This is a genomic window from Bordetella genomosp. 11, assembly GCF_002261215.1.
In the GTDB taxonomy this organism is placed as follows: Bacteria; Pseudomonadota; Gammaproteobacteria; order Burkholderiales; family Burkholderiaceae_B; genus Bordetella_C.
The window spans coordinates 1,573,377-1,595,633 of sequence record NZ_NEVS01000004.1 but is presented as its reverse complement, the minus strand read 5'-3'; the positions used below and the strand labels follow the sequence as shown (position 1 = coordinate 1,595,633).

At 66.2% G+C, this 22,257-nt stretch carries 22 protein-coding genes; 12 read left to right on the top strand and 10 right to left on the bottom strand.

The window, feature by feature from the left end:
• Positions 1-37: 37 nt before the first annotated feature.
• The 5 genes from CAL28_RS14825 to CAL28_RS14805 all read right to left on the bottom strand — a co-directional run bounded on the left by CAL28_RS14825 (position 38) and on the right by CAL28_RS14805 (position 5,061).
• Positions 38-1,156 (bottom strand): alpha/beta fold hydrolase, encoded by a 1,119-nt coding sequence (locus CAL28_RS14825; RefSeq protein WP_094842088.1) that lies wholly within the window; start codon positions 1,154-1,156, stop codon positions 38-40.
• Positions 1,157-1,320: 164 nt separating this feature from the next.
• Positions 1,321-1,707, bottom strand: a complete 387-nt coding sequence (locus CAL28_RS14820) for a hypothetical protein (protein ID WP_094842087.1) — start codon at positions 1,705-1,707, stop codon at positions 1,321-1,323.
• A gap of 66 nt (positions 1,708-1,773) precedes the next feature.
• Positions 1,774-2,589, bottom strand: a complete 816-nt coding sequence (locus CAL28_RS14815; protein WP_094842086.1) for a class I SAM-dependent methyltransferase — start codon at positions 2,587-2,589, stop codon at positions 1,774-1,776.
• Positions 2,590-2,777: 188 nt separating this feature from the next.
• Positions 2,778-3,755, bottom strand: a complete 978-nt coding sequence (locus CAL28_RS14810) for a Bug family tripartite tricarboxylate transporter substrate binding protein (RefSeq protein ID WP_094842085.1) — start codon at positions 3,753-3,755, stop codon at positions 2,778-2,780.
• 43 nt (positions 3,756-3,798) lie between these two features.
• Entirely contained in the window at positions 3,799-5,061 is a 1,263-nt protein-coding gene (locus tag CAL28_RS14805) for a CaiB/BaiF CoA transferase family protein (RefSeq protein ID WP_094842084.1), read from the bottom strand.
• Between the two features lie 65 nt (positions 5,062-5,126).
• On the opposite strand from CAL28_RS14805, the gene CAL28_RS14800 reads away from it, so the two are divergent.
• The 8 genes from CAL28_RS14800 to CAL28_RS14765 all read left to right on the top strand — a co-directional run bounded on the left by CAL28_RS14800 (position 5,127) and on the right by CAL28_RS14765 (position 13,170).
• Positions 5,127-6,077: an NAD(P)H-dependent flavin oxidoreductase gene (locus tag CAL28_RS14800; protein ID WP_094842083.1), complete on the top strand. Its 951-nt coding sequence runs from the start codon at positions 5,127-5,129 to the stop codon at positions 6,075-6,077.
• Between the two features lie 36 nt (positions 6,078-6,113).
• Positions 6,114-6,845: an enoyl-CoA hydratase/isomerase family protein gene (locus CAL28_RS14795; RefSeq protein ID WP_094842082.1), complete on the top strand. Its 732-nt coding sequence runs from the start codon at positions 6,114-6,116 to the stop codon at positions 6,843-6,845.
• Positions 6,842-8,038: a CaiB/BaiF CoA transferase family protein gene (locus tag CAL28_RS14790; protein ID WP_094842081.1), complete on the top strand. Its 1,197-nt coding sequence runs from the start codon at positions 6,842-6,844 to the stop codon at positions 8,036-8,038. Before CAL28_RS14795 ends, CAL28_RS14790 begins: the two co-directional genes overlap by 4 nt.
• 48 nt (positions 8,039-8,086) lie before the next feature.
• The gene (locus tag CAL28_RS14785; RefSeq protein WP_094842080.1) at positions 8,087-9,058 is read left to right on the top strand and encodes a Bug family tripartite tricarboxylate transporter substrate binding protein; all 972 of its coding nucleotides are present in this window, start codon (positions 8,087-8,089) and stop codon (positions 9,056-9,058) included.
• Positions 9,059-9,067: 9 nt separating this feature from the next.
• Positions 9,068-9,853, top strand: coding sequence for an enoyl-CoA hydratase/isomerase family protein (locus CAL28_RS14780; RefSeq protein ID WP_094842079.1), 786 nt, complete (start codon positions 9,068-9,070; stop codon positions 9,851-9,853).
• Complete coding sequence (locus tag CAL28_RS14775) at positions 9,840-11,501, top strand: AMP-binding protein (protein WP_094842078.1); 1,662 nt, start codon at positions 9,840-9,842, stop codon at positions 11,499-11,501. Before CAL28_RS14780 ends, CAL28_RS14775 begins: the two co-directional genes overlap by 14 nt.
• Complete coding sequence (locus tag CAL28_RS14770) at positions 11,498-12,541, top strand: hydroxymethylglutaryl-CoA lyase (protein WP_254926131.1); 1,044 nt, start codon at positions 11,498-11,500, stop codon at positions 12,539-12,541. The genes CAL28_RS14775 and CAL28_RS14770 overlap by 4 nt, the downstream gene beginning before the upstream one ends.
• A gap of 80 nt (positions 12,542-12,621) precedes the next feature.
• Positions 12,622-13,170: a MarR family winged helix-turn-helix transcriptional regulator gene (locus CAL28_RS14765; protein WP_094842077.1), complete on the top strand. Its 549-nt coding sequence runs from the start codon at positions 12,622-12,624 to the stop codon at positions 13,168-13,170.
• A gap of 65 nt (positions 13,171-13,235) precedes the next feature.
• Here the strand turns inward: CAL28_RS14765 and CAL28_RS14760 are convergent, their stop codons facing one another.
• The 3 genes from CAL28_RS14760 to CAL28_RS14750 all read right to left on the bottom strand — a co-directional run bounded on the left by CAL28_RS14760 (position 13,236) and on the right by CAL28_RS14750 (position 15,394).
• On the bottom strand, positions 13,236-13,487 hold the full coding sequence (locus CAL28_RS14760) for a CsbD family protein (protein ID WP_094842076.1): 252 nt from the start codon (positions 13,485-13,487) through the stop codon (positions 13,236-13,238).
• A gap of 136 nt (positions 13,488-13,623) precedes the next feature.
• Positions 13,624-14,040, bottom strand: a complete 417-nt coding sequence (locus CAL28_RS29785; protein ID WP_176464003.1) for a GreA/GreB family elongation factor — start codon at positions 14,038-14,040, stop codon at positions 13,624-13,626.
• Between the two features lie 352 nt (positions 14,041-14,392).
• Positions 14,393-15,394, bottom strand: coding sequence for a zinc-dependent alcohol dehydrogenase family protein (locus tag CAL28_RS14750; RefSeq protein WP_094842074.1), 1,002 nt, complete (start codon positions 15,392-15,394; stop codon positions 14,393-14,395).
• Between the two features lie 102 nt (positions 15,395-15,496).
• On the opposite strand from CAL28_RS14750, the gene CAL28_RS14745 reads away from it, so the two are divergent.
• The 3 genes from CAL28_RS14745 to CAL28_RS14735 all read left to right on the top strand — a co-directional run bounded on the left by CAL28_RS14745 (position 15,497) and on the right by CAL28_RS14735 (position 17,991).
• Positions 15,497-16,348 (top strand): LysR family transcriptional regulator, encoded by an 852-nt coding sequence (locus CAL28_RS14745; RefSeq protein WP_094842073.1) that lies wholly within the window; start codon positions 15,497-15,499, stop codon positions 16,346-16,348.
• A gap of 92 nt (positions 16,349-16,440) precedes the next feature.
• Positions 16,441-17,043 (top strand): phosphatase PAP2 family protein, encoded by a 603-nt coding sequence (locus tag CAL28_RS14740; protein WP_094842072.1) that lies wholly within the window; start codon positions 16,441-16,443, stop codon positions 17,041-17,043.
• Positions 17,044-17,088: 45 nt separating this feature from the next.
• Positions 17,089-17,991, top strand: a complete 903-nt coding sequence (locus CAL28_RS14735; protein WP_176464002.1) for a LysR substrate-binding domain-containing protein — start codon at positions 17,089-17,091, stop codon at positions 17,989-17,991.
• A 51-nt stretch (positions 17,992-18,042) separates the two neighbouring features.
• On the opposite strand, the gene CAL28_RS14730 is transcribed toward CAL28_RS14735, so the two are convergent.
• Both CAL28_RS14730 and CAL28_RS14725 read right to left on the bottom strand, forming a co-directional pair.
• Entirely contained in the window at positions 18,043-18,906 is an 864-nt protein-coding gene (locus tag CAL28_RS14730; RefSeq protein WP_254926130.1) for an alpha/beta fold hydrolase, read from the bottom strand.
• A gap of 113 nt (positions 18,907-19,019) precedes the next feature.
• Positions 19,020-19,991 carry a Bug family tripartite tricarboxylate transporter substrate binding protein gene (locus CAL28_RS14725; protein ID WP_094842069.1) on the bottom strand — a complete coding sequence of 324 codons (972 nt, stop codon included), beginning with the start codon at positions 19,989-19,991 and terminating at the stop codon, positions 19,020-19,022.
• Positions 19,992-20,302: 311 nt separating this feature from the next.
• Between CAL28_RS14725 and CAL28_RS14720 the strand changes: the two genes are divergently transcribed.
• Positions 20,303-22,246 (top strand): copper resistance system multicopper oxidase, encoded by a 1,944-nt coding sequence (locus tag CAL28_RS14720; RefSeq protein WP_094842068.1) that lies wholly within the window; start codon positions 20,303-20,305, stop codon positions 22,244-22,246.
• Positions 22,247-22,257 lie beyond the last annotated feature (11 nt).

Here is a 22,257-nt window from a genome sequence, read left to right as displayed (position 1 = left end):
GATGCCGCCTTGCCCCGGGTAGCCTGCCGAAGATCCGCTATTGCCCCGCGATCCATCGAGCGATCCCGGGCCAGCATTCCTTCAGCGTGCGGCCGCCCATGAAAAGGCCGATGTGGCCTCCGGGTACGGTCTGCGAGACGATGCGCTGCGCGGATGTCCCGATGTACTTGCGCGCGTCGAGAACCTGCTCGGGGGTGGTGATATCGTCGGTCGCGCCTGCCAGCAGGTATGTCGGGCAGCTTATGTCGTGAAGGTTCAGTTTGCGGCCCAGGCCGACGAAGGTGCCCTTGGCCAGGCGATTTTCCTGGAAGATCTGCTGGATGACCTGCAGATACCAGCGGCCGGGAAGATCGAGCGGGTTTTCATACCACCTTTCGAACGCCTCTTCCTTGGCCAGGTACGCCGGGTCATCGATATGCTCGTAAAGGTCGACGTGATCCTGCAGGTAGTGTTCCACGGGATGCATGTTTTTCCATCCGCGCAGCATCAGCCGCCCCTGCATCAGGCCGCCTCCCAGGGCAACGAGCTGCTCGTAGAAGGAGAGGGGGGATTCGTGCACCATGCGCCTGATGGGACCGTTGCCGGCGTCCGTATCGATGGGCGCGCCCGCGAGGACCAGTGCGTTCACTTTCTCCGGAAACCGCGCCGCGATCATCGCGGAGGTCCATCCCCCCTGGCATAGCCCTACCAGGTTGACCCGCCCGCCCAGATCGTCGATCGCGACGACGAGTTCCGCGAGATAGTTGTCGATTTCCAGGTCCTTCATATCGGGCGTCGCCGACTTCCAGTCGGTCAGCGCCACATGGCCGATACCGTTGGCGAGCAGCGTCTCGATCAGGCTTTGTCCCGCCCGATAATCGGCGATCATCGCAGTGTGCCCGGCGTAGGGCGCGTTCACCAATGTCGGAATGCCGGCGTTCGTCCTGCCGTAGTCGCGCAGGATCATCGTGCGCAGATCCAGGCGGACCTGGTTGCGCGTCGCGAGCCGGGGACGAAGCTCGGCGTGGATCTTGATCTCTTCGTCGATGAACTTAATGTTCTTCGCGTAAAGGTCGCGCTCCTCGTCGAGCAGTGCCTTGGCCATCGCCATCGGCCAGAAGGCGGGTACGCTCAGCAGCGAGAGCTCGGAAGACTTGACCGAGGATTTGTTCGCCATCGCGTGCCCCTCTGGATTCGAGCCGCCCATGCGGCGGCGACCATGCCACTATCGATGCGCGGGGCCGGCCAGGACTTGATCGATATCAAGAATGGCGCGACGGGGCACCCGCGAGGTTAGCCAAGGCGTTATTCAAGGCTTTATCCGAGGCGTTATCTCAGGCGCTATTTAAGGCGGACGGGTGCTGCCTGGCTCGCGGTCTCCCGCGTGGCGGCGATCAGGACGCCGTCGTGGAACAGGGCTGTCACCGTGCCGCCGCCCTGGCTGGCATCCTGCTGGAAACGCACCTGCCAGCCGTAGATATAGCTGCCGGGATTGTCGAGATCCGTCGCCCAGCCGGTGCTCAGCCGATAGCCGGACTCGCCGCCGCTCGCGGCACGCGCCGCGGCGGCATTTCCGCCCAAGGCGCGGATGCCTTCGGCCACCTGGGCGTCGGTGGGACGCGGACCGTAGTCCGCGGAGTCGAGGTCCGACATGCTCGGCGTGGAGGAGCAGGCCACAAGGGCGGCGAACAGGCATGCGCTGGCGACGAAACGGATAAGCGTCTTCATGGGGCTTTCGGAGGCGATTCGTGGTCGGTGGATCCGAAAGGGTAACCGGTTCTCGCGCGATTGTGATCACGCCTGGCCGCAGGTCACCAGGTACGCACTGATGGTGGATTGCACCGGGCCGTCGCCGAACTTCGGCCGCAAGGCCTGCGCGACCTCGTCGGTGACGCGCTCCACGGCGCCCGGGGCGCGCGCCTCGATTTCCCCGCGCAAGGGCGTTCCCTGGCAGAAGGCCTGCGCGACCACGTGAACGGACGGCGCCTCGGCGTTGTGCCGGATGGATTCGATCTCGATGGCCTGGAACCCCGCTTCGCGCAGATCGGCGCGCAGCTTGTCCGGCTCGCAATAGCCATGAGGCGTGCGCGACATGAAGCGAGTGGGATTGTCCGGAAACATCCTTGCCAGCGCGTCTTCGATCGCTTCCGCGATGGGGTTATGGCGCAGGGAATCCCATGCGGAGAAGACATACCGCCCATCCGGTCGCAGGACGCGGCGGGCTTCGCGATGGCCCTGGACCTTGTCGGGATAGAACATCACGCCGAACTGGCACGCCACGACGTCGAAGGCCGCCGCATCGAACGGCAGCGCCAGGGCGTCCGCCTGTTGCCACGTCATGCGCGGATCATTTGCCAGGCTTGCCTGCGCGCGTTCCAGCATCGGGGGATTGAGGTCGGACGCGACGATGCGCGCGTCCGCGGGCAGGCGATCCGCCATCGCGCGTGTAAGGGCACCCGTGCCGGCCGCGATCTCCAGGATGTCGCGAGACCGTATGCGGGCCACGCGGTCCGCCATGTCGTTGGCGTAAGGCTCGAACAGCAGCGGCACCAGCAGCCGCTCGTAGGTTTCCGGAATGTTGCCGGCGAAAAGCTTGTCGTTCTGCATCATGGCCATGCTCCGATGAACGGGCCACCCCGGCCAGGGGTCGACGCGGCGCGCCGGCGATTCCTAGCGTAGCGCCGGCGCGGCCTCGGCGGCAGGCCATGCGGGACCCGGGCTTTCCCTAGGCAGCGGCGGACCGGTGCGGCGGACGGGCGGATTGCTCCAAAGTCATGATGCGCGGCGTGGCGCCGGCCTTATTCGATCTTGATGCCGGACGACTGGATCAGCCGCGTATAGGAAGCCCGTTCTTCGTCGACCAGGGCCTGCAGGTCCTGGGGGCTGCCCGGCAGCGGGACGTTGCCCGTCGATATCAATTGCGCGCGCAGCGCCTCGCCGGTCAGCGCCTTGCGCATGGCCGCGTTGATGGCGGAGACGACTTCGGGCGGGGTGCGCGCGGGCGCGAACACGGCGAACCAATTGCTCGCGGTAAACCCCGGCACGCCGCCTTCGATGACCGTGGGCAGATCCGGCAACAGGGCTTCGCGCGTGGTGCCGGTAGTCGCCAATCCCGTCACCTTGCCGGATTTGACCAGGCTCAGGACGGTGGGCACGGAATCGAAGAGCAGGTCGATGTTGTTCCCGGCCAGGTCGGTCAGGGCGGGCGTGGTGCCCTTGTAGGGGATATGGCGCAGCCGAATCCCCGCCGCCTGCTGGAAGGCCGCCGCGGCGAGATGGGTGTTGGAGCCATTGCCGGCCGACCCGATGGTCAGTTCGCCGGGCTTCTGTTTCGCATGCGCGATCAGGTCCGCCAGCGTCTTGTACGGCAGGCCGGGACGCGCCATCAGCACATAGTCGAAGCGCGCCACCGATCCCACCGGCATGAAGTCCTTGCGCGCATCGTAGGGGAGATTGCGCATCAGCACCGGGTTGATGACGAAGGTTGCCGCGCTGCCCAGGAACAGGGTGTATCCGTTGGGCGGGCTGGATGCGGCGGCCCGAGCCGCGATGGCGCCGCCGGCGCCCGGACGGTTCTCGACGATCAGCGGCTGGCCCAGGGGGCCGGCGATTTCGGCAGCCAGGGCACGGGCGATGAAATCGCTACCGCCGCCGGGAGCGAACCCCACGAGCAGCCGCGGGGGATGGTCCGGAAAAGCGGCCTGCGCGCGGGCCACAGGCGCAAGAGAGGTCAGGGCAAGCGCGGCCAGCAGCCTGCGACGCTGTAAGTCCATCATGTGGGTTGTCTCCGTAATCGGTCGGCGCGATGGAACCGGATTCTTATGCGTGAGCGGGCGGGGAGGGCGCGTCGGGCGCGGTATAGGCGGCCCCGCCGCGGAATAGGTCGGCGATCTGCCCGGGCGCGTAGCCCAGCTCCGCCAGGACCGTGGCGGTGTGCTCGCCGATGTGCGGCGCCGGCAGCCGCACGGCGGGATCGAAACCCGTCATGCGAATGGCCGGACGGATCTGCCGTATCGTGCCCTGCGTCGGATGCCGGTCCGTCTGCACCAGCCCGACGTCGCCCAGGTGCGGGTCGGCCAGCAAGGACTCCAGCGTGTGGCACGGCATGCAGGGGACGTCGTGCTTCAACAGCAGCTCGACGATTTCATCCGTCCCGCGCTGCGCGAGCAGCTCGGCGCGCACGGCAAAGAACTCGGCGATATGCTCGATCCGCGACAGCGAGGTGGCGAAGCGCGCGTCGGCGGCCAGATCCGGGCGCCCCAGCGATAGGAACAGCTTTCGCACCTGGTCATCGGTATTGGTGGTGATGCAGACATGGCCGTCGCGCGTGCGTACCGGTCGCGCGTTGGCGTCCAGCAGGCGGCGGTCGCCCAGGCGGTCGGTGGGGGGCTGGAAGCTGTGCCCGTACAGGTGCTCGCTCAGCAACAGGCCGGCGTAGCTTTCGAACATGGGTACCTCGATGACGCGGCCGCGGCCGTCGCGCTCGCGGGCGAACAGCGCGGCCAGGACCGCATGCGCGACCATCAGTCCGGCGGTACGGTCGATCACCACATAGGGCACGTAGCGGGGTTCGCCGTCCGCGCCGGCCAGCAGGCTCGCCAGCGCGGTGCCGCCTTGCAGGATGGAGTCGTATGCGGGCCGGCCGGCATATCGGCCGTCGCTGCCGAAGCCGGCGATGCCGCAGTACACCAGATTGGCACGGCGCGCGCGCAGGGTATCCGCGTCCAGGCCCAGGCGGCCGACCGCCGCGTTGCGCATGTTGTGCAGGAAGACATCGGCGGTGTCCACCAGCTTCAACAGTGCGTCGCGCCCGGCCGATTGCTTCAGGTCCAGCGAAATACTGCGTTTGTTCCGGTTCATATGCATGAACTTCCCGGACATGCCCGGTGTCCTGGAGCGCCCGGATATCCATCGGATGACGTCGCCGGACTTTTCCTCCAGCTTGATCACCTCGGCGCCGTAGTCCGCCAGTACCTGGGTGCAGTAGGGGCCCACCACCGCGGACGTCAGGTCCACCACCCGTATGCCGGCCAGGGGCATCGCCGTATCGGCGGGCGCCGGCGTCGTCTCCGTGTTCTTCATATATAGTTGATTTAGTCCACTAGATAGTTTAGTTTATCAACTACTTTGAAGAACCACCAGAGTCCATGCGTACACGAATCACCACCTTGCTGGGTATCGAACATCCCATCGTGCAGGCGGGAATGAGCTGGGCCTCGTCCAGCGCGGCGCTGCCGGCGGCCGTCTCGAACGCCGGCGGCCTGGGCGTGCTGGCGGCGGGACCGTTGCGGCCGGACGATTTCGCGAGCGTGCTGGCCGGGCTGGCCGACGCCACCGACCAGCCCTACGCCGTCAATATCCCCTTGTACCGGCCCGGCGCCGCCGACATCCTGGACGCGATGCTCGCGCGCCGGGTTCCGGTGGTGATCGCGTCGCAGGGCAGCCCCAAGGCCCATCTGCAGAGGTTCCACGATGCCGGCGCCGTCTGGATACAGGTCGTCGCCACGCTGGAGCACGCCAGGAAAGCCGCGGCCGCGGGCGTGGATGCCCTGGTGGTGGTCGGCGCCGAGGCCGGCGGCCATCCGCCGGCCAGCGAGGTCTCCACCCTGGTATCCGTCCGGCGGGTCCTTCAGGAGGTCTCCATCCCGGTCATCGCCAGCGGGGGCGTGGCCGATGGGTGGGGCATCGCCGCCTTGCTGGCGCTGGGCGCGGAAGCCGTGCAGCTGGGCACGCGTTTCCTGCTGACCGAAGAAGCGACGGTGCATGCCAACTACAAGGCCGCGGTGCTGGCCGCCGATGTCCACGATACCGCCCTGGTGGGACGCCGAGACCTGCCCATACGCGGCCTGCGCAATGCCTTCGCCCGCGCGATCTTCGACGCCGAACGCGACCAGCTGGCCCAGGAAGACTACGTCGCCCTGTTCAAGGGCAGCACGCTCAGGCAAGCCGCGCTGGACGGCGACGTCGAGTGGGGCAAGGTCGAACTGGGCCAGTCCGCCGGCCTGGTGGCGCGTATCGAACCGGCCGCCGCCGTGATGGCGCGGCTGGTGCGCGAGCTGGACGACGCCACCGCCCGCTTGCAGACAATGGCCCACTGAATTCCCTCCCTTCCTCCCACGAATCAGCCGCCCCCCATGGAACATCTGCTTATCGAAGACCGCGGCGCCGTCCGCATCCTGACGCTGAACCGGCCGGAAAAGCACAATGCCCTGAATACACGCCTGACCCAGGAACTGCTCGACGGCCTGTACGACGCCGATCGGGCCGACGGCATCAACGCGGTCGTGGTGACCGGCGCCGGCAAGTCGTTCTGCGCCGGCGCAGACACCGGCGAGTTCTCCGCGCTGACGCCGCAGGACCCGCGGGCGGTCAGCGCCAGGGCGGACCTGACGACCCGCCTGCACCTGGCCTTTTCGCAAATGAACAAGCCGGTGATTTCGGCGGTGCGCGGAAACGCCCTGGGCGGCGGCGCCGGCCTGGCGATCGCCTGCGATATGTGCGTGATGTCCGAGACGGTGCGCTTCGGCTATCCCGAGCTCAAGCACGGCATCGTCGCCGCCGTGGTCATGGCCAACCTGGTCCGCCAGGTCGGCCGCAAGCAGGCGTTCGAACTGGTGGCGCTTGCCGAGCCGCTGGACGGACGCGCCGCGTTGGCCTGGGGCCTGTGCAATCGCGTCGTGCCGGACGACCAGGTCCTGGAGTCGGCGCTCGAACTGGCGCGCAAGGTCGCGGGCTGGAGTCCCATCGCCATGGCCACCACCAAGCGCGCATTCCATCGCGCGGCCGACCTGGGCCTGGGCCAGGCGCTGGAGGTCGGGCGCGACGCCAACGTCATGATGCGCGGCTTTCGCAAGGACAAGGCATGAGGCCGCTGGAGGGCATTACCATCCTGGACCTGTCGCGGGTCCTGGCATGCCCCTTCGCGTCCATGATCCTGGCCGAGCTGGGGGCCGAGGTCATCAAGGTGGAACAACCCGGAACGGGCGACGAAACGCGGGACTTCGAACCCGTGGTGCATGGAGAGGCGGGCGACGTGTCGGCCTACTACATGGCCTTCAACCGCAGCAAGCAATCCATTACCGTCAATCTGCGTTCCGCCGAAGGCCAGGAAGTCGTGCGCGGCCTGGCCGCGCGGGCCGACGTCCTGCTGGAAAACTTCCCCGTCGGCACGATGAAGAAATACGGACTGGACTACGCCGGGCTGGCCAGCCGCAACGAGCGCCTGGTCCACGTCAGTTGCACGGGCTTCGGCATGACGGGCCCCTACGCCAGGCGCAAGGGCTACGACACGGTATTCCAGGCGATGTGCGGCATCATGAGCCTGACGGGCGAGCGCGGCGGCGGTCCGGTCAAGCCGGGCCTGCCGGTGGCCGATCTGAGTTCCGGCCTGTGGGTGTGCATCGCCATCCTGTCGGCCCTGGCGGGCCGCGAGAAAACCGGCCGCGGCTGCCATGTGGACTTCTCGATGTTCGACGGGCAGGTGGGGCTGCTGTCCCTGGCCGCCGCCCGCTGGTTCACGCTGGGCGAGGTGCCCGAGCGCCTGGGTACCGAACATCCCGGCCGTATCCCGTCGGCGGCATTCATCTGCGCTGACGGCAGGTGGGTACAGATAACCGGCAGCGACCAGCATTGGGCGCCCTTGTGCAACCTGTTGGGCCTGGAATCCTGGGCCGCCGATCCCGCGTTGGCGCGCAACGCCGATCGCCTGGCGCGGCGGGCAGAGGTCATGGCCGGCCTGCAGCGGGCGATAGGCCTTCTGGACCGCGACGAATTGTGCCGCCGTTGCGATGCGGCCGGCGTACCGGCGGGCCCCATCCTGCAGGTGGACGAGGTGCTGGCCAACGAACACGTGGCCGCGCGCGGCATGGTGGTGGATTTCCCGCATCCGCTGGTCGGCCGCTTCCGCGGGCTGCGCGTGCCGCTGCGGTTCGACGGCATGGACGATCCGCGGGTGGGACGGCCACCGCTGCTGGGCGAGCACACCGACGATGTGCTGCGCGCGAAGCTGGGCCTGGACGACGCCGAGATCGCGCGGCTGCGCGGCGCGGGGGCCATCTAGACACGCAGCGACGCGCGCCGATAACGATAAACGACAGGAGACAAAAACATGAACACACGACGCCGTATCGGGCTGGCCCTGGCGCTTTGCATGGCGCTGCCCGGCGCCAGGGCGGCAGACAACTATCCTTCCCATGCCCTGGTGCTGGTCAATCCCTATGCGGTGGGCGGCCCGGCCGATCTGCTCGGACGGGCCCTGGCCAAGGAGCTGGGAGACGTTCTGGGGCAATCCGTCATCGTCGAGAACAAGCCGGGCGGCGGCGCCAGCATAGGCGCGGGCTATGTCGCCAAGGCCGCCCCCGATGGCTACACCTTGCTGCTCGGGACGGCGGCCGCGCATACGGTCACGCCGGCGGCGACCAAGGTCCCCTACAAGGGAATCGAGGACTTTACATTCGTCGGCATGGTGGCGAACGTGCCCAACATCCTTACCGTCTACCCCTCGGTGCCCGCGCGGGACCTGAAGGCCTTCGTCGCACTGGCCAGGTCGGAGCCCGGCAAGCTCAATTACGCCTCGGCCGGCATGGGGAGTTCGCCGCATATCGCGGCGGAAATGTTCAAGTACTACGCCAAAGTGGATCTGGTCCACGTGCCTTACAAAGGCGCGGCGCCGGCGGTCAACGACATGGTGGCGGGCACGGTCCCGGTGGGCTTGCTGAATATCTCCGCCGTGCTGCCTTTCATCAAGGCGGGCAAGCTGCGGGCGCTGGCTTACGCGAACAAGGAGCGTTCACCGGACCTGCCGGACGTACCGACGTTCGCCGAGGACGGTCTTCCCGCCATGGTGTCGGGAAGCTGGTACAGCCTGGCCGTGCCCGCCGGTACCCCGGCCCCGATCGTCGACAAGCTGGCGAATGCCCTGAAGACGGTGCAGGAAAGGCCAGGGTTCAAGAAGATCCTGGCGGCGCAGAACGCTATCGCGATGCCCCAGGAGAAGCAGCAGGCCACGGACTACATCCGTGCCGACGGCAAGCAGCTCGCCGAACTCGTCAAGGCGACCGGCATGAAACTACAGGATTGAAGGACTGCAATGCGCACGCTACCCGTATTCGAAACCCTGCATCTCGACGTTGACGGCGGCTCGGGCATCGCCACCCTTAGTCTGAATCGCCCCGAAAGCCGCAATGCGCTGAACGTGCGGATGTGCCATGAACTGACCGCGGCGTGCGAAGCGCTGGAGGCCGACGAGGCCGTGCGCGTGATCGTGCTGCGGGCGCGTGGCGTGGCTTTCTGCGCCGGCGCGGACTTGAAGGAAAGGCAGGGCATGAGCCCGGCCGAGATGGTGGCGCGGCGCGTGGATGGCTTTACCGCCTACGCCGCGCTCGAAGCCATGTCCAAACCGCTGATCGCCGCCGTGCACGGCGCGGCTTTCGGTTCCGGCTGCGAGATCGCGGCGGCCTGCGATTTCGTCCTGGCGAGCACGCAGGCCGTGTTCAGGTATCCGGAAGTGGGCTGGGGGACGGTAGGCGCCACGCAACGCCTGCCGCGCATCGTCGGCCGTCGCATGGCCAAGGAACTGCTGTTCACCGGCAGGGCGGTCGACGCGCAGGAAGCGCTGCGCCTGGGACTGGTCAATCACGTGTATGACCCGGACGAATTCGATGCCGCCATCGCCGGGACGGCCGAAGCCATCGCGGCCGCCAATCCGCTGACCGTCCAATTGACCAAGCAAAGCATCGACCAGGGACTGGACACCACGCGCGAAGGCGCCATGGCCGTCGAGTTGCTGGCCATCCAGCGCAACCTGCGGCACAGCGATTGGCGCAAGGCGATTTCCGGCTTCGGCGCGAAAGGAGCGAACGATGCGGCTTCTTGACGATCGATGCGTGCCCGTGCCCACGACCTTGGCGCGGGTCCTGGACGCGACGGCACAGGAACGGCCGGACCAGGAGGCCTACGTCGGGCCGGACGAACGCCTGGCATGGACCCAGCTGCGCCAGCGCAGCCGCCGCCTGGCGGCCGCGCTGCACCAGGCGGGCATCGCCAAGGGAGACCACGTCGGCGTGATGCTGGGCAACTCCGGGCTGTGGATCGCCGCGTTCTTCGCCTGCGCCTCGATCGGCGCGGTCACCGTTCCCGTGAACACCCGCTTCAAGACCGAAGAGCTGCGGTTCTGCCTGAAGCAGGCGGACGTGAAACTGCTGATCTACGCGGACAGTTTCCTCGGCATCGACTACACCGGCCTGCTGCGCGAGGTCGAACCGGCCATCGACCGCGCGCTGCCCGGCGCCGCGCTGCCCCGCTTGCGCGCCGCCGTCATGGTGGGCGAGGGCGAAGCGCCGCCCGGCGTGCAAACCTTGGCGGCCTTTCTGTCCGCGGGACAGTCGGTCCCGGAGCAAACCCTGGATGCCCTGGCCGCGGCCGTGACGCCGGACGATACCCTGCTGATCCAGTACACCTCGGGAACGACGTCCTTTCCCAAGGGGGTGATGCTCAGTCATCGCAATATGCTTGGCGACGCCGCATCGGTGGCGCGCCGCCTGGGGGTGACGGCCGACGACCGCTACTTCAGCATCCGGCCGTTCTATCACGTCGCCGGCAGTACCCTGTCCGTGCTGGTGAGCCTGGTGACGGGGTGCTGCCTGCTCAGCCTGCCCAGGTTCGACGTCGCGCAAACGCTGCGCATCCTGGAAGCGGAGCGCTGCACGATGACCTCGGGCAACGACACGATCTTCCTGATGATGATGGGGCACGCCGACTTCGATCCCGATCGCCTTTGCCTGAAAGGCGGATGGGCCGCGGCCGGGCCGGAGGTCATGCAGAAGATCCGCGATGTGATGCGCGTGCCGGATATCTGCAATGCCTATGGGCAGTCCGAGGCGTCGCCCAACGTACTGGTAAGCGATCGCGCGGACGCATTCGAGCTGCGCCGCGACGGCTACATGCTGCCGCATCCGGGCGTGGAGGTGCGCCTGGCGGATCCGGACACGGGGGCCGTCCTCCCGCCCGGTACGGCGCCGGGCGAAATCCAGGTGCGCGGCTGGAACGTCATGCGCGGCTATTACAACCTGCCCGAAGCCACTGCCCGGGCCTTTACCCCGGACGGCTGGCTGCGTACCGGCGACATGGGCGAACAGCGCCCGGACGGGCGCACGCGCATGGTGGGACGACTCAAGGATATGTTTCGCGTCGGCGGGGAAAATGTCGCGCCCGCCGAGGTAGAAGAGGTGCTGCACGGCCACCCCGCGGTGCAGATGGCGCAGGTGATAGGCGTTCCGGATGCCCGGCTGGGCGAAGTCGCGGGCGCCTTCGTGCTTCTGAAGCCCGGGCAGCACAGCAGCTGCGAGGAATTGCTGGCGTGGTGCAAGGCGCGCTGCGCCAACTTCAAGGTGCCTCGCTATATGGCGCTGGTGGACACCTTCGAGAACATCGGGATGACGGGCAGCAGCAAGGTGCAGAAGAACAAACTGCGCGAATACGCCGTCCGGCTATGGAAGATCGAACGCGATACGGTGGCATCATGAACGGTCTCGATGATAACGATGGCGCCATGGCGGCGGCCGGCCCGCACAAGGGCGGCAAGGCCGTGGCGCGGCGGCATGCCGGCGAAGCCGCCTCGCGCGAGGACGACGGCCGCGCCGTGGTGCTATGTGAATGCTTCGCCCGCGACGGGCTGCAGCACGAGCCCGATTTCCTGCCTACCGACACCAAGATGGCGCTGGTGGATGGCTTCGCGGAGATCGGATTCGCCCGCGTGGAAGCGACCTCCTACAGCAATCCCAAGGTCATCCCGCAGTTCGCCGACGCGACGGACATGCTGCGCGGGTTGCCGCGCCGCCCGGGCGTCTTCTACAAGGCGACCTGCGCGAACGTGCGCGCCGTCGAGCGCGCCGTCGCCGATGCGCGGGCCGGTTTCGGCGCCAACGAGATCAGCCTGCTGGTATCGGCGACGGAGTCGCACTCGATGAAGAACCTGGCACGCAGCCGGGCGGACCAATGGACCAACATTCGGGAAATGGCCACGGCGGCCGGCGGCCGTTTCCGCCTGATCGGAACGATTTCCATGGCCTTCGGCTGCCCCTTCGAAGGGTATGTCAACCCCGGCACGGTGATCGACGACGTGGGGCGCATGCGCGATGCCGGCGTGCGGCATGTGACGCTGGGCGACACGACAGGCACGGCGACGCCGGTCACGACCCGGGCGCTGTTCCGCCGCATGCGGGCGGAATATCCGGACGTCGTGCCCATCGCCCATTTCCACGATACGCGCGGCACCGGGCTGGCCAACTACGTAGCGGCCCTGGAATCGGGCGTGCGGCATTTCGATTGCGCCTTCGGCGGTGTCGGCGGCCATCCGGCCAAGGTGAAGTATGGCGGCGGCCATACCGGTAATGTATGCACGGAGGACCTGGTGGACCTGTTCGAGAACATGGGGGTAAAGACCGGCATCGATCTGGACAGGCTGCTGTCAACCGTGCAAGCCTGCGAGGACGCGCTGGGCAGGACATTACTGGGGCGGGTGTCCCGCAGTGGGCTGAATCCCCTGCGGACGGCCACGCACTGACGCCCGTCCGAACCGCTGGCGGAAGAGGATAGCGCCGTCCATCCATTAGACTTCGCCGCACGACTGGAACTCGCACGACCATGAGCACCGAAACCGAGACCTCTCCGAAAAGTTCATCCGCCGCCGGCACGTCCGCCGCCGCCAGGATGCGCGCGCGCAATTTCAAGGAACTGATTTCCTTCCGCCTGAACATGCTGGCCAGCACCTGGAGCCGGCTTGCCGCCGAAACCAATCAACGCGATTTCGGCCTGGATCCGCGCGAATGGCGCATCGTCGGCATGCTGGGCACGCATGCGCCGATGTCCCTGCAGGGGCTGGCCCGCGAGGTCAACCTGGACAAAAGCCAGGCCAGCCGCACGGTGTCGGAGATGATCGAGCGCGGCCTGCTGCAGCGGGAATCGGACGAGAGCGACGGACGCGGGGTGCAACTGAGCCTGACGGCACAGGGCAGGGCGCTGTATCGCAAGGTGTTCCCGCGCGCCGTCAAGCGCAACGAAGAATTGCTTTCCGTCCTTAGCGAAGAGGAGCGGGCGGTGTTGGACCGCGCGCTGGATGTGCTGACTTCGCACGCGCAGAAGACCCTGGCGAAGTCGCGCCAGGCCGCGGGACGGACGCGCGGAAATTCGTGAAAGCGCGGGCGCGGAGGTCGGCGACGGTCGGTCGCCTTGCCCCGCGCCCTGGTGCACGCGGCCGATCAGTGCCGCGACGAGAGAATGGCGCCCAGCAGGAAGCCGACGCCGGCGGCCACCGCCACGGTGGCGACGGGATTATTGGACGCGCAGTCGCGCATCATATTCAGCGCATCGCCATAGGACTCCTGGGTGCGTCCGGCCAGCTCACGCGCCTTGCCTTTGATCTGCGTGCCGGCGTCCCCGGTCATTTCACCGATGGCGTCCTGCGCCTTGCCTGCCCATTTCTGCGCGGTACCTTCCGTTTTTTCCAGCATCGTCGATCTCCTTTCCAATCAGACTTCAACAATCACCCCGTCATCGCGGCGGGGAGGCGCGATGTCGGGTACAAGCCTGACAAGCAGCAACGGGCGTGCCGGCCGGCAGGAGGGCGGCCGCGCAATTGAAACAAATTCAACTGCCGTAGTCGCCGGCGGCTTCCGGCTGGTACAGGATCCTGGCGATAGTGCCCTCGTGCACCAGGCGGTCGGGCCCTTGCCATTGGATGGTTTCGCCTTCGCGGCAGCCGAGTAGGCTAAGGCCCAGCGGGGACAGCACGGAGATATGCCCATGCGCGGCATCGGCCTCGGCGGGGTAGACCAGGCGCAGCTCGAGGTCGCGGCCCGTCTCGTCGCGCAACTGGACATGCGAGCGCATGGTGACAAGATCCGGCGGGGCCGCGTGGCCGGGCAGGGTGGGCGCCATGTCGAGCAGATCGTGGGCGCCATGGGCGGCGTCGATATGGCCGCGCGCGGTCAAGCGCGCCAACAGGCTGGCGAGACGGGCGTAATCCAGTTCGGTCAGTACGCGGTCGTGGATGGGGGCGGGCATGGAGCACTCCTGTAGGGTCGTGCGCCGCACGGTGATGCGGCATGGCTTCGCGCGGGCGGGGCCCGACGACCTGGAGGAATGCGCTTGGAAAGGGTGCTGCGGGTCGCCGGGCTTAAGCTTGTGCGGCAAAAGCCGCCGCCGGTCCGGTCTTGTGGCGCTGGTGCGGGCGTGCGCACGCCGACCCGGTCCGCTGGCGCGGGCCGGTGCCGGTAATGAAGGTGTGCGCGACATGCCTGGAAAACATGCGGACCATTCTAGGCCAACGGGGGGGAACCGTCCAATGCAGGCCCCGCGCGCCACGGCCCGCGTCTTTCGCGGGGGGCGGGCCGAGGGGCGGAGGCAAGGTCGCCGATCAGTCGGTGGAGCTTTCCATATCGACCACCAGCTTGCCCCGCGCCGCGCCGGATTGGATGACGAGATAGGCTTCGCCCACATCGTTCAGCGTGAAACGCCTTTCGTCGAGGATCGGGGCCAACTGCCCGGCCTCGATCATGCGGGTAGCCTGCTCCAGGATCTCGCGGCAATGCTCGATGCCTTCGCCTGACAGCAGCGCCGGCAGGATGAACACGCCGGAGTAGCTCGCTTCCTTGAACGACAGCGGTGCCAGCGCGTGCGTGCCCCACCCGAGGCAGCTGACGACATGCCCGAAGCGCCGAACCGCCTGGAAGGACGCATCCAGCACCGGGCCGCCCACGGTGTCGTAGACGCGATCGAAGCCGCGGCCGCCGGTCAGGCGCTGCACGTAGTCGCGGACCGGTTCATCGCGGTCGATGAAGGTCGCGCCCAGGCGCTCGATGACGTCGCGGTTGTGTTTCGACCCGGTTGCATAGACATGGGCGCCCAGCGCGCGTGCCAGCTGGACCGCGACATGCCCCACGCCGCCCGCGCCGCCCTGGATAAGGACGGTATCGCCCGTGGCGACGGCCATCCGGTCCACGATGCCTTTCCACGCCGTGATCAGGACGGCGGGGAGGGCGGCGGCCTGTCGCATGGAAAGATGCGCCGGCTTGCGCGCCAGTAGTCCGGCGTCGACGGCGGCATATTGGGCCAGCGTACCCTGTCGTCCTCCCGCCCCGCCGGCCATGCCGTAGACCGCGTCGCCGGGCCGCAAGCCGGTGACCTCGGCGCCCACGGCTTCGACCGTGCCCGCCAGGTCCATGCCCAGAATCGCGGGCGCGGGTTGGTGGGCGTGCTCGGCCTGGCCGGCATGGATCTTCGCGTCCAAGGGATTGATGCCGCTTGCCGCGATGCGTACGAGCACATCGCGCGGTCCGGCGACGGGCATCGGAAGATCGGCGATGCGGAAGGGCGCGCCGTGCGTTTCGAGGACGGCGGCTTTCATAGTGGTGTTCATCCGGTTTCTCCTGGAAGGTATGGGCCGATTGTGGTCCATTCCATTCTGAATTGGTATAAACGCGGATGAACCTTAGTCATTCATTTTTGTATGGGCCCCAGTATGGAATGGAGCGACCTGAGAATCTTCCTGGCCATCGCGCGCGCCGGCACCCTGGGCGGCGCCGCCCGCGTCCTGGGCCTATCGCAGCCGACGATGGGACGGCGCCTGCGTGCGCTGGAACTGGAGCTGGGCTGCAGCCTGTTCCAGCGGACCGCCGACGGCCTGGTACTGACCGACGAGGGCACGACCGTCCTGGAACACGCGGAGCGGATGGAAGAAGAGTCGCTCGCGTTCCAGCGCCGCCTGGCCGGGGCCGACGTGCAGTTGGACGGCATGCTGCGCGTGTCGTCGTCCGACTGGTTCGGCACTTGCATGCTGGCGCCCGTGCTGGCGGAATTCAGCCAGCGGCATCCCAAGGTTTGCGTCGAACTGGTCAGCGATGCCCGCATGTACAGCCTGCCGCGCCGGGAGGCCGATATCGCGTTCCGGATCCAGCCGTTCCAGGAGCCGGAAGTCGTGTCGCGGCGGCTCATGCACATCCCGTATGCGGTCTACGCCCGGGCCGATAGGGCGATCGCGCCCACCGATGAGGGCGCGGATGCGCGGGTCATCACGATGGACACGGCTTTCGGGAATATGCCGGACGTGCTGTGGCTGACGCAGGTGTGGCCGAAGGCGAGGGTGGCGATGCGCAGCAACAGCCGTCTCGCGCAGGCGGAGTTCTGCCGCCAGGGTGCCGGATTGGCGGTGCTGCCCATACCGCTGGGTGACCGCGTTCCCGGCCTGGCCCGCGTGGAAACAGGCCTGGCGCCGCCCGGGCGGGACACCTATCTGGGCTACCACCGCGACCTGCGCCGGCTATCGCGGCTGCGCGCATTGCTCGACCTGGTCATCGAGCGATTGGCCAACTAAGGCCTGGTCGTGGATGCGGGCGGCCAAGGAACCCGATGCCGTGTTCCCGGTCAAACCCGCGCGCTCATGCACCGTGTCCACGAATTTATCCCATGGCTACCCTAGAGGCTTACAACCAGGCGCTCTTCCTGATGATCGACGCCACGCCAGCCACGCCGGCGTGGCTGATCAAAGCGGCTTTGATCTGCGCCCAAGACCTGATCTACCTGATTCCGCTCATGCTGGCGATGATGTGGCTGTCCGGCGACGACCGGCAACGCGAACTGGCTTTGCGCGTTTACGCGGTCACGCTGCTGGCGCTGGGCGCCAATTCAATAATCGGCCTTCTTTGGCCGCATCCGCGACCGTTCATGATCCCGCTAGGGCATACCTTTCTTCGGCATGCCGCCGATCCGTCGTTCCCCAGCGACCACCTGACGGTGTTCTGGGCGGCGATGCTGACGCTGTACTTCGGCCAGCGCCGATGGACCGCCGGTCTGCTGCTGGCGGGAGGCGTGGCGGTCGCCTGGGCCCGCGTCTTCCTGGGCGTGCATTTTCCCTTGGACATGGCCGGGGCGGTGGCGGTCTCCAGCATCGCGTATGTGGCGATCGTTCCGCTGTGGCGAGTCCGCGGCGCGGGCCTCACGCGGTCGGCCATCGCGCTATACCAGACGCTGTTCGCGCGGCCGATCGGCCTGGGCTGGCTGCGACGCTGACCGCGCGATAGCCTTATGATAGGTTGTTCCTTTGGCGGTAGAACCTTGCGAAACGTCGAAATCACACATCTGCGCTACTTCGTGGCTGTCGCCGAAGAGCTGAGTTTCAGCCGCGCCGCGACGCGGCTGCATATGTCGCAGCCGCCGTTGTCCCAGCGCATCAAGGCGCTGGAAGACGAACTTGGCGTCCAGTTGCTGGCGCGCAATCGCCGCGACGTGCAGCTGACCGAAGCCGGCAAGATTTTCCTGAACGAAAGCAGGTACATCCTGGAATATCTCGGCCATGCCGTCGGCGCGACGGTCAAGGCAGGCAGCCGGGATGCCGGAGGCCTGAAGATCGGCTTCGTCACCTCCGCGCTGATTCATCTCCTGCCATTGATCAAGGCGCGCCTGAGCGCGCGGTTCCCCGATGTCCAGATGATCGTGCACGACATGTCTTCCAAAAGCCAGGTGGAAGCATTGCTGCACGAGGAACTGGACATCGGCGTCATCCATTCCTGTCCGACCGTCGCCGGGCTGAACAAATTCCCGATCTACTCCGAGCCTTTCGTCCTCGCTTTACCGCACGGACATGAACTCGCCGGCCTGCCATGCATCGAGGCGGCGGATCTGGAAAAACACCCTTTGATCGGCTTTTCGCGGGAAGCCTCTCCCTCTTTGCACGACGCGCAGATGGCCTGCTGCCTGGCGAAAGGCGTTCGGCCCCACCTGGTGCACCAGGCCCGTACGCCGCTGGCGATTTTCCAACTGATCCAGCTGGGCATGGGGATTTCGCTTGTGCCCAAGGCGTATTCGCGGGCGACGTATCCCGGCGTGGTCTTCAAGGACCTGCGGGAAAGCGCCGGCCATCTTCACCTGTACGTCGTGTGGAAGGACGGGGTGAAGTCCGGCTTGACCAGAAAGGTGATAGACGAAGTCATGCTGCACCGGTTTTCCGAGCTGGATTGATTCCAGCATCGGCGACCGGCTCCGGACTTATCGACTTATCGGTGTATCGGCTTATCGGTTTCCCGCGTCGGATTGCTGCCGGTACACACGCAGCGCGAATGCAGCAATGGCGTCGGCCATGGCCTGTGGCTGCTCGGGGGCCATGGCATGCCCCGCACCGCGGATAGTCTGTACCGTCACGCGTTCGCCCAGGTATGGCTTCATGACATTGGGTACCACCACCGCATCGTACTCGGCTTGCAAATCCAATATGGGCACGCGGTCGCCCGCGGAGAAATACTCGTCGATGGGTGTGACGCGGCGCGCGTGGCTCTGCGCGTCATGCGCCTCGGTGTACCAGCCATCGAGCCAGACCCGGGGATCGCTTCCGGGGGCAAAGAATGCCCGCCGCAGACAGTCGATGCGGGTCTCTTCCGGCAGGCTGTAGTCTCCCGCGCCATCGATCGCATCGCGAAGCCGGGCGTAGGGTTGCTCGTTCGAGCCCGGGGGCATTTTTCCCGCGGAAGCGGCCGCCATGACCACGCCGAGGACCAGATCGGGACGATCGGCAGCCAGCATGCGCGCCGGCTGGCTGCCCCAAGCATGGCCGACGATCACCAGGGGGCCGGTGTTTTCCTGGTCCAGCACCGCCGCCACATCCGCCGCGAAATGATGCAGGTCCAGTGCATCCATGGGCCCCCGGCTCTCGCCGATACCCCGCGGCTCGGGACGCAGCACCCTGAAGCCGGCGCGCGCCAGGAGCGCGGCAACGGTGTCGTAGTCCCGTCCGGACCGGGCCAGGGAGGGAAGTATGCAGATGGCCGGGCCGGCTCCTTGGACGGCATATTCGATACGGACATCCGTACCGGCGGTCGCCGGGCGGTATACGACGATCTTGCGCTCGGCAGCGCGCACGCGGGTTTCAGTTCGGGACATCTGCATTTTCGGAGTTGTATGGCATTGGAGGAAGAGGGCGGGTGCCCCCGTCACCGCGGGCCCATCGGGGGTCGGCTGGACGGCGGGCGCTGGCATGCCTGCCTGTTCACCCCCTAGTTGATCTGGATATGGGCTTCCTTCGCGAGCTTCGATACCTTGTCGTGCTCGTCCTGCTGCACACGTGCCAGGTCGCCGGGGGAACTGTCCACGACGTTGAACATCATCGCGTCGAAGGTCTGCGTGGCTTGCGGGGCGTGGGTCGCCTTGCCGATTGCGGCGGACAGTTTTTTCACGATGGCATCGGGCAGGCCGGCCGGTCCCCAGATCCCATACCAAGATGAAAACTCAAACCCTTCCACGCCGCTTTCCGCCACGGTCGGAACATTCGGGAGCTTATCCGCCCGCGTCGAACTGGTGATCGCCAGTGCCTTGAGCTTGCCTGATTGCACGAACGGGTAGACCCCGGGCATGGGGGAAACCGCCGCAGTGACGTGTCCCGCCATGACATCTGTCAGCTGCGGAACGGCGCCGCGATAGGAGATGATCTGCATATTCAATTTCAGATCGCGGTTGAGCATCTCCTCCGTAAGATGGCTGGAAGTCCCATAACCGGAGGTCGCCCAAGTCAGATGCTCGCCGCTTTTTCTTGCATGTTCCTGCAAGTCCTTCAGCGTGTTGAACGGCGAGCCGGGCTTGGTGACCACCAGCAACGGTACCGTCCCGATGCGGGCGATGGGCGTAAAGTCCTTCAGCGCATCGTATTTCGCATGGGTATCGACCAGCGGCAGGTAGATCTGGCTGGAGGCATGCAGCAGCAGCGTGTAACCGTCGGGATTGGCGCGCGCCACATGCTCGGATCCGATCATGCCCGAGGCGCCTGGCTTGTTTTCGACGATGACCGGCTGGCCCAATTCCTTCTGCAACTGAGCCGTCACGATCCGCGCGACCGTGTCGACCGAACCGCCGGGCGTGTACGGAACCACCACGGTGATGGGCCTATCCGGATAGGCCTGCGCCATCGACGCCAGGGGCATGGCTGCAAGCGCGGCGGCAACCAGCATTCCCGTCAATCCTGCTATTTTCATTTGTGTCTCCTCGGAGCCGCGATGCGGTCTTATGTTCTGAATGGCGACGTGCAGCTGGACTGTAGGAGCTGGCGGACGCGCGGTCCAATATCGTCTGTAACCCACAGTTATCGTCTTCGCGAATAACCGTCGAACGCCCGGTGGGGGGGAGCCGGCGGCGGTCCCTATCCTGACATAAATGTAATCATGCGCCGCCACCGATATGGCACCATCTTCCTCGTGACATTGACCGCCACAGCCGCGTGAACGGCAGGCGCCATGTGCAGGGATGGGCCCGGCAAGGCAGCGTGCGGTCGCTTTGTGGGAACCTTATGCCGGGGCCGAATTCAAGGCGGACTTTCGTGAAGGCGCTCGGGGCGGGCGCGCTGTTAAGCGGTATGGGCCTGGGCCGCGCGTCGGCGGCGGTCGATAGCATCGGCGAACCCGGCGTATTGGCAGGCACGCGGTTCGACCTTTCCGTTGAAGAGGCCAGCGTCGATTTCACCGGTACGCGGCGGACGGCGCTTACCGTGAATGGCGGCATACCGGGCCCCATACTGCGCTGGCGCGAAGGCGATACGGTCACCCTGCGCGTGCGCAACCGGTTTCGCGCAACCACGTCGATCCACTGGCACGGCATTGTCCTGCCGGCCAATATGGACGGCGTGCCCGGCCTGAGCTTTCACGGCATCGAGCCGGGCGGCATGTACGTTTATCAGTTCAAGGTCAGGCAAAACGGCACCTACTGGTATCACAGCCATTCGGGCTTCCAGGAACAGTCCGGCGTATATGGTCCGCTGGTCATCCAGGCAAAGGATCCGGAGCCCTTTACCTACGACCGGGACTACGTGGTCATGCTGTCCGACTGGACGGACGAAGATCCCGAAAACATTGCCCGGAAGCTGAAGAAACAATCCGACTACTACAACTTTCATAAGCGCACGCTCGTGGACTTTGTCCATGACGTCAGATCCAAGGGCTGGGGGGCCACCGTCGACGATCGGATGATGTGGGCCGAAATGCGGATGAACCCGACGGACCTGGCCGACGTCAGCGGCTACACCTATACCTATCTGATGAATGGCAGGGCGCCGGAGCCAGGCTGGACGGGTATCTTCCGGCGCGGCGAACGCGTTCGCCTGCGTTTTATCAATGGCTCTTCGATGAGCTATTTCGATGTTCGCATTCCCGGCTTAAAGATGACGGTGGTCGCCGCCGACGGTCAGTATGTCAAGCCGGTAAGCGTGGACGAGTTCCGGATCGCCGTGGCGGAAACCTTCGACGTATTGGTCGAGCCCGCCGGGGAAGACGCATACACCATTTTCGCGCAGTCCATGGACCGTACCGGCTACGCCAGGGGCACATTGGCCATCGCCGAAGGACGGGCCGCGCCTGTGCCGCCCATGGATGCCCGTCCCTTGCTGACCATGGACGATATGGGCATGGGAGGCATGGACCACGGCGCCATGCAAGGCATGACGGGCACCGAGATGGCGGGCATGGACCACGGCAAGGGGTCGGGCGCGGAGGGCGGCAGCCAGATGCAAAGTATGGATGGCGGCCAGATGCAGAGCATGGACGGCGGCCAGATGCAGAGCATGGACGGTGGCCAGATGCAGAGCATGGACGGTGGCCAGATGCAAAGCATGGACGGTGGCCAGATGCAGAGCATGGATGGCGGCCAGATGCAAGGCATGGACGGTGGCCAGATGCAAGGCATGGATCACGGGCAAATGAACGGCATGGGCGATATGCAGGCCCATCCGCCAACGGAGAATGGCAATCCGCTGGTCGACATGCAGGCCATGGATCCTGTGCCCAAGTTGGACGATCCCGGCATCGGACTGCGTGAAAACGGCCGGCGCGTACTGACTTATGCGGATCTGCACAGCACATTCGAGGACCCCGATGGGCGCGAACCGGGCCGCACGATAGAACTGCACCTGACAGGCCATATGGAGAAGTTCGCGTGGTCATTCGACGGCGTCAAGTTTTCGGACGCCAAACCCATTCCGCTGAAGTACGGCGAGCGCGTCCGGATCGTGCTGGTGAACGACACGATGATGAGCCACCCGATCCACCTGCACGGGATGTGGAGCGACCTGGAGGACGAGCAGGGCCGCTTCATGGTACGCAAGCACACCATCGACATGCCGCCCGGTTCCAGGCGCAGCTACCGCGTCACGGCCGACGCGCTGGGCCGATGGGCCTACCATTGCCATCTCCTTTATCACATGGAGATGGGCATGTTTCGCGAAGTGCGGGTGCAAGAGTGAAGGACATCGGA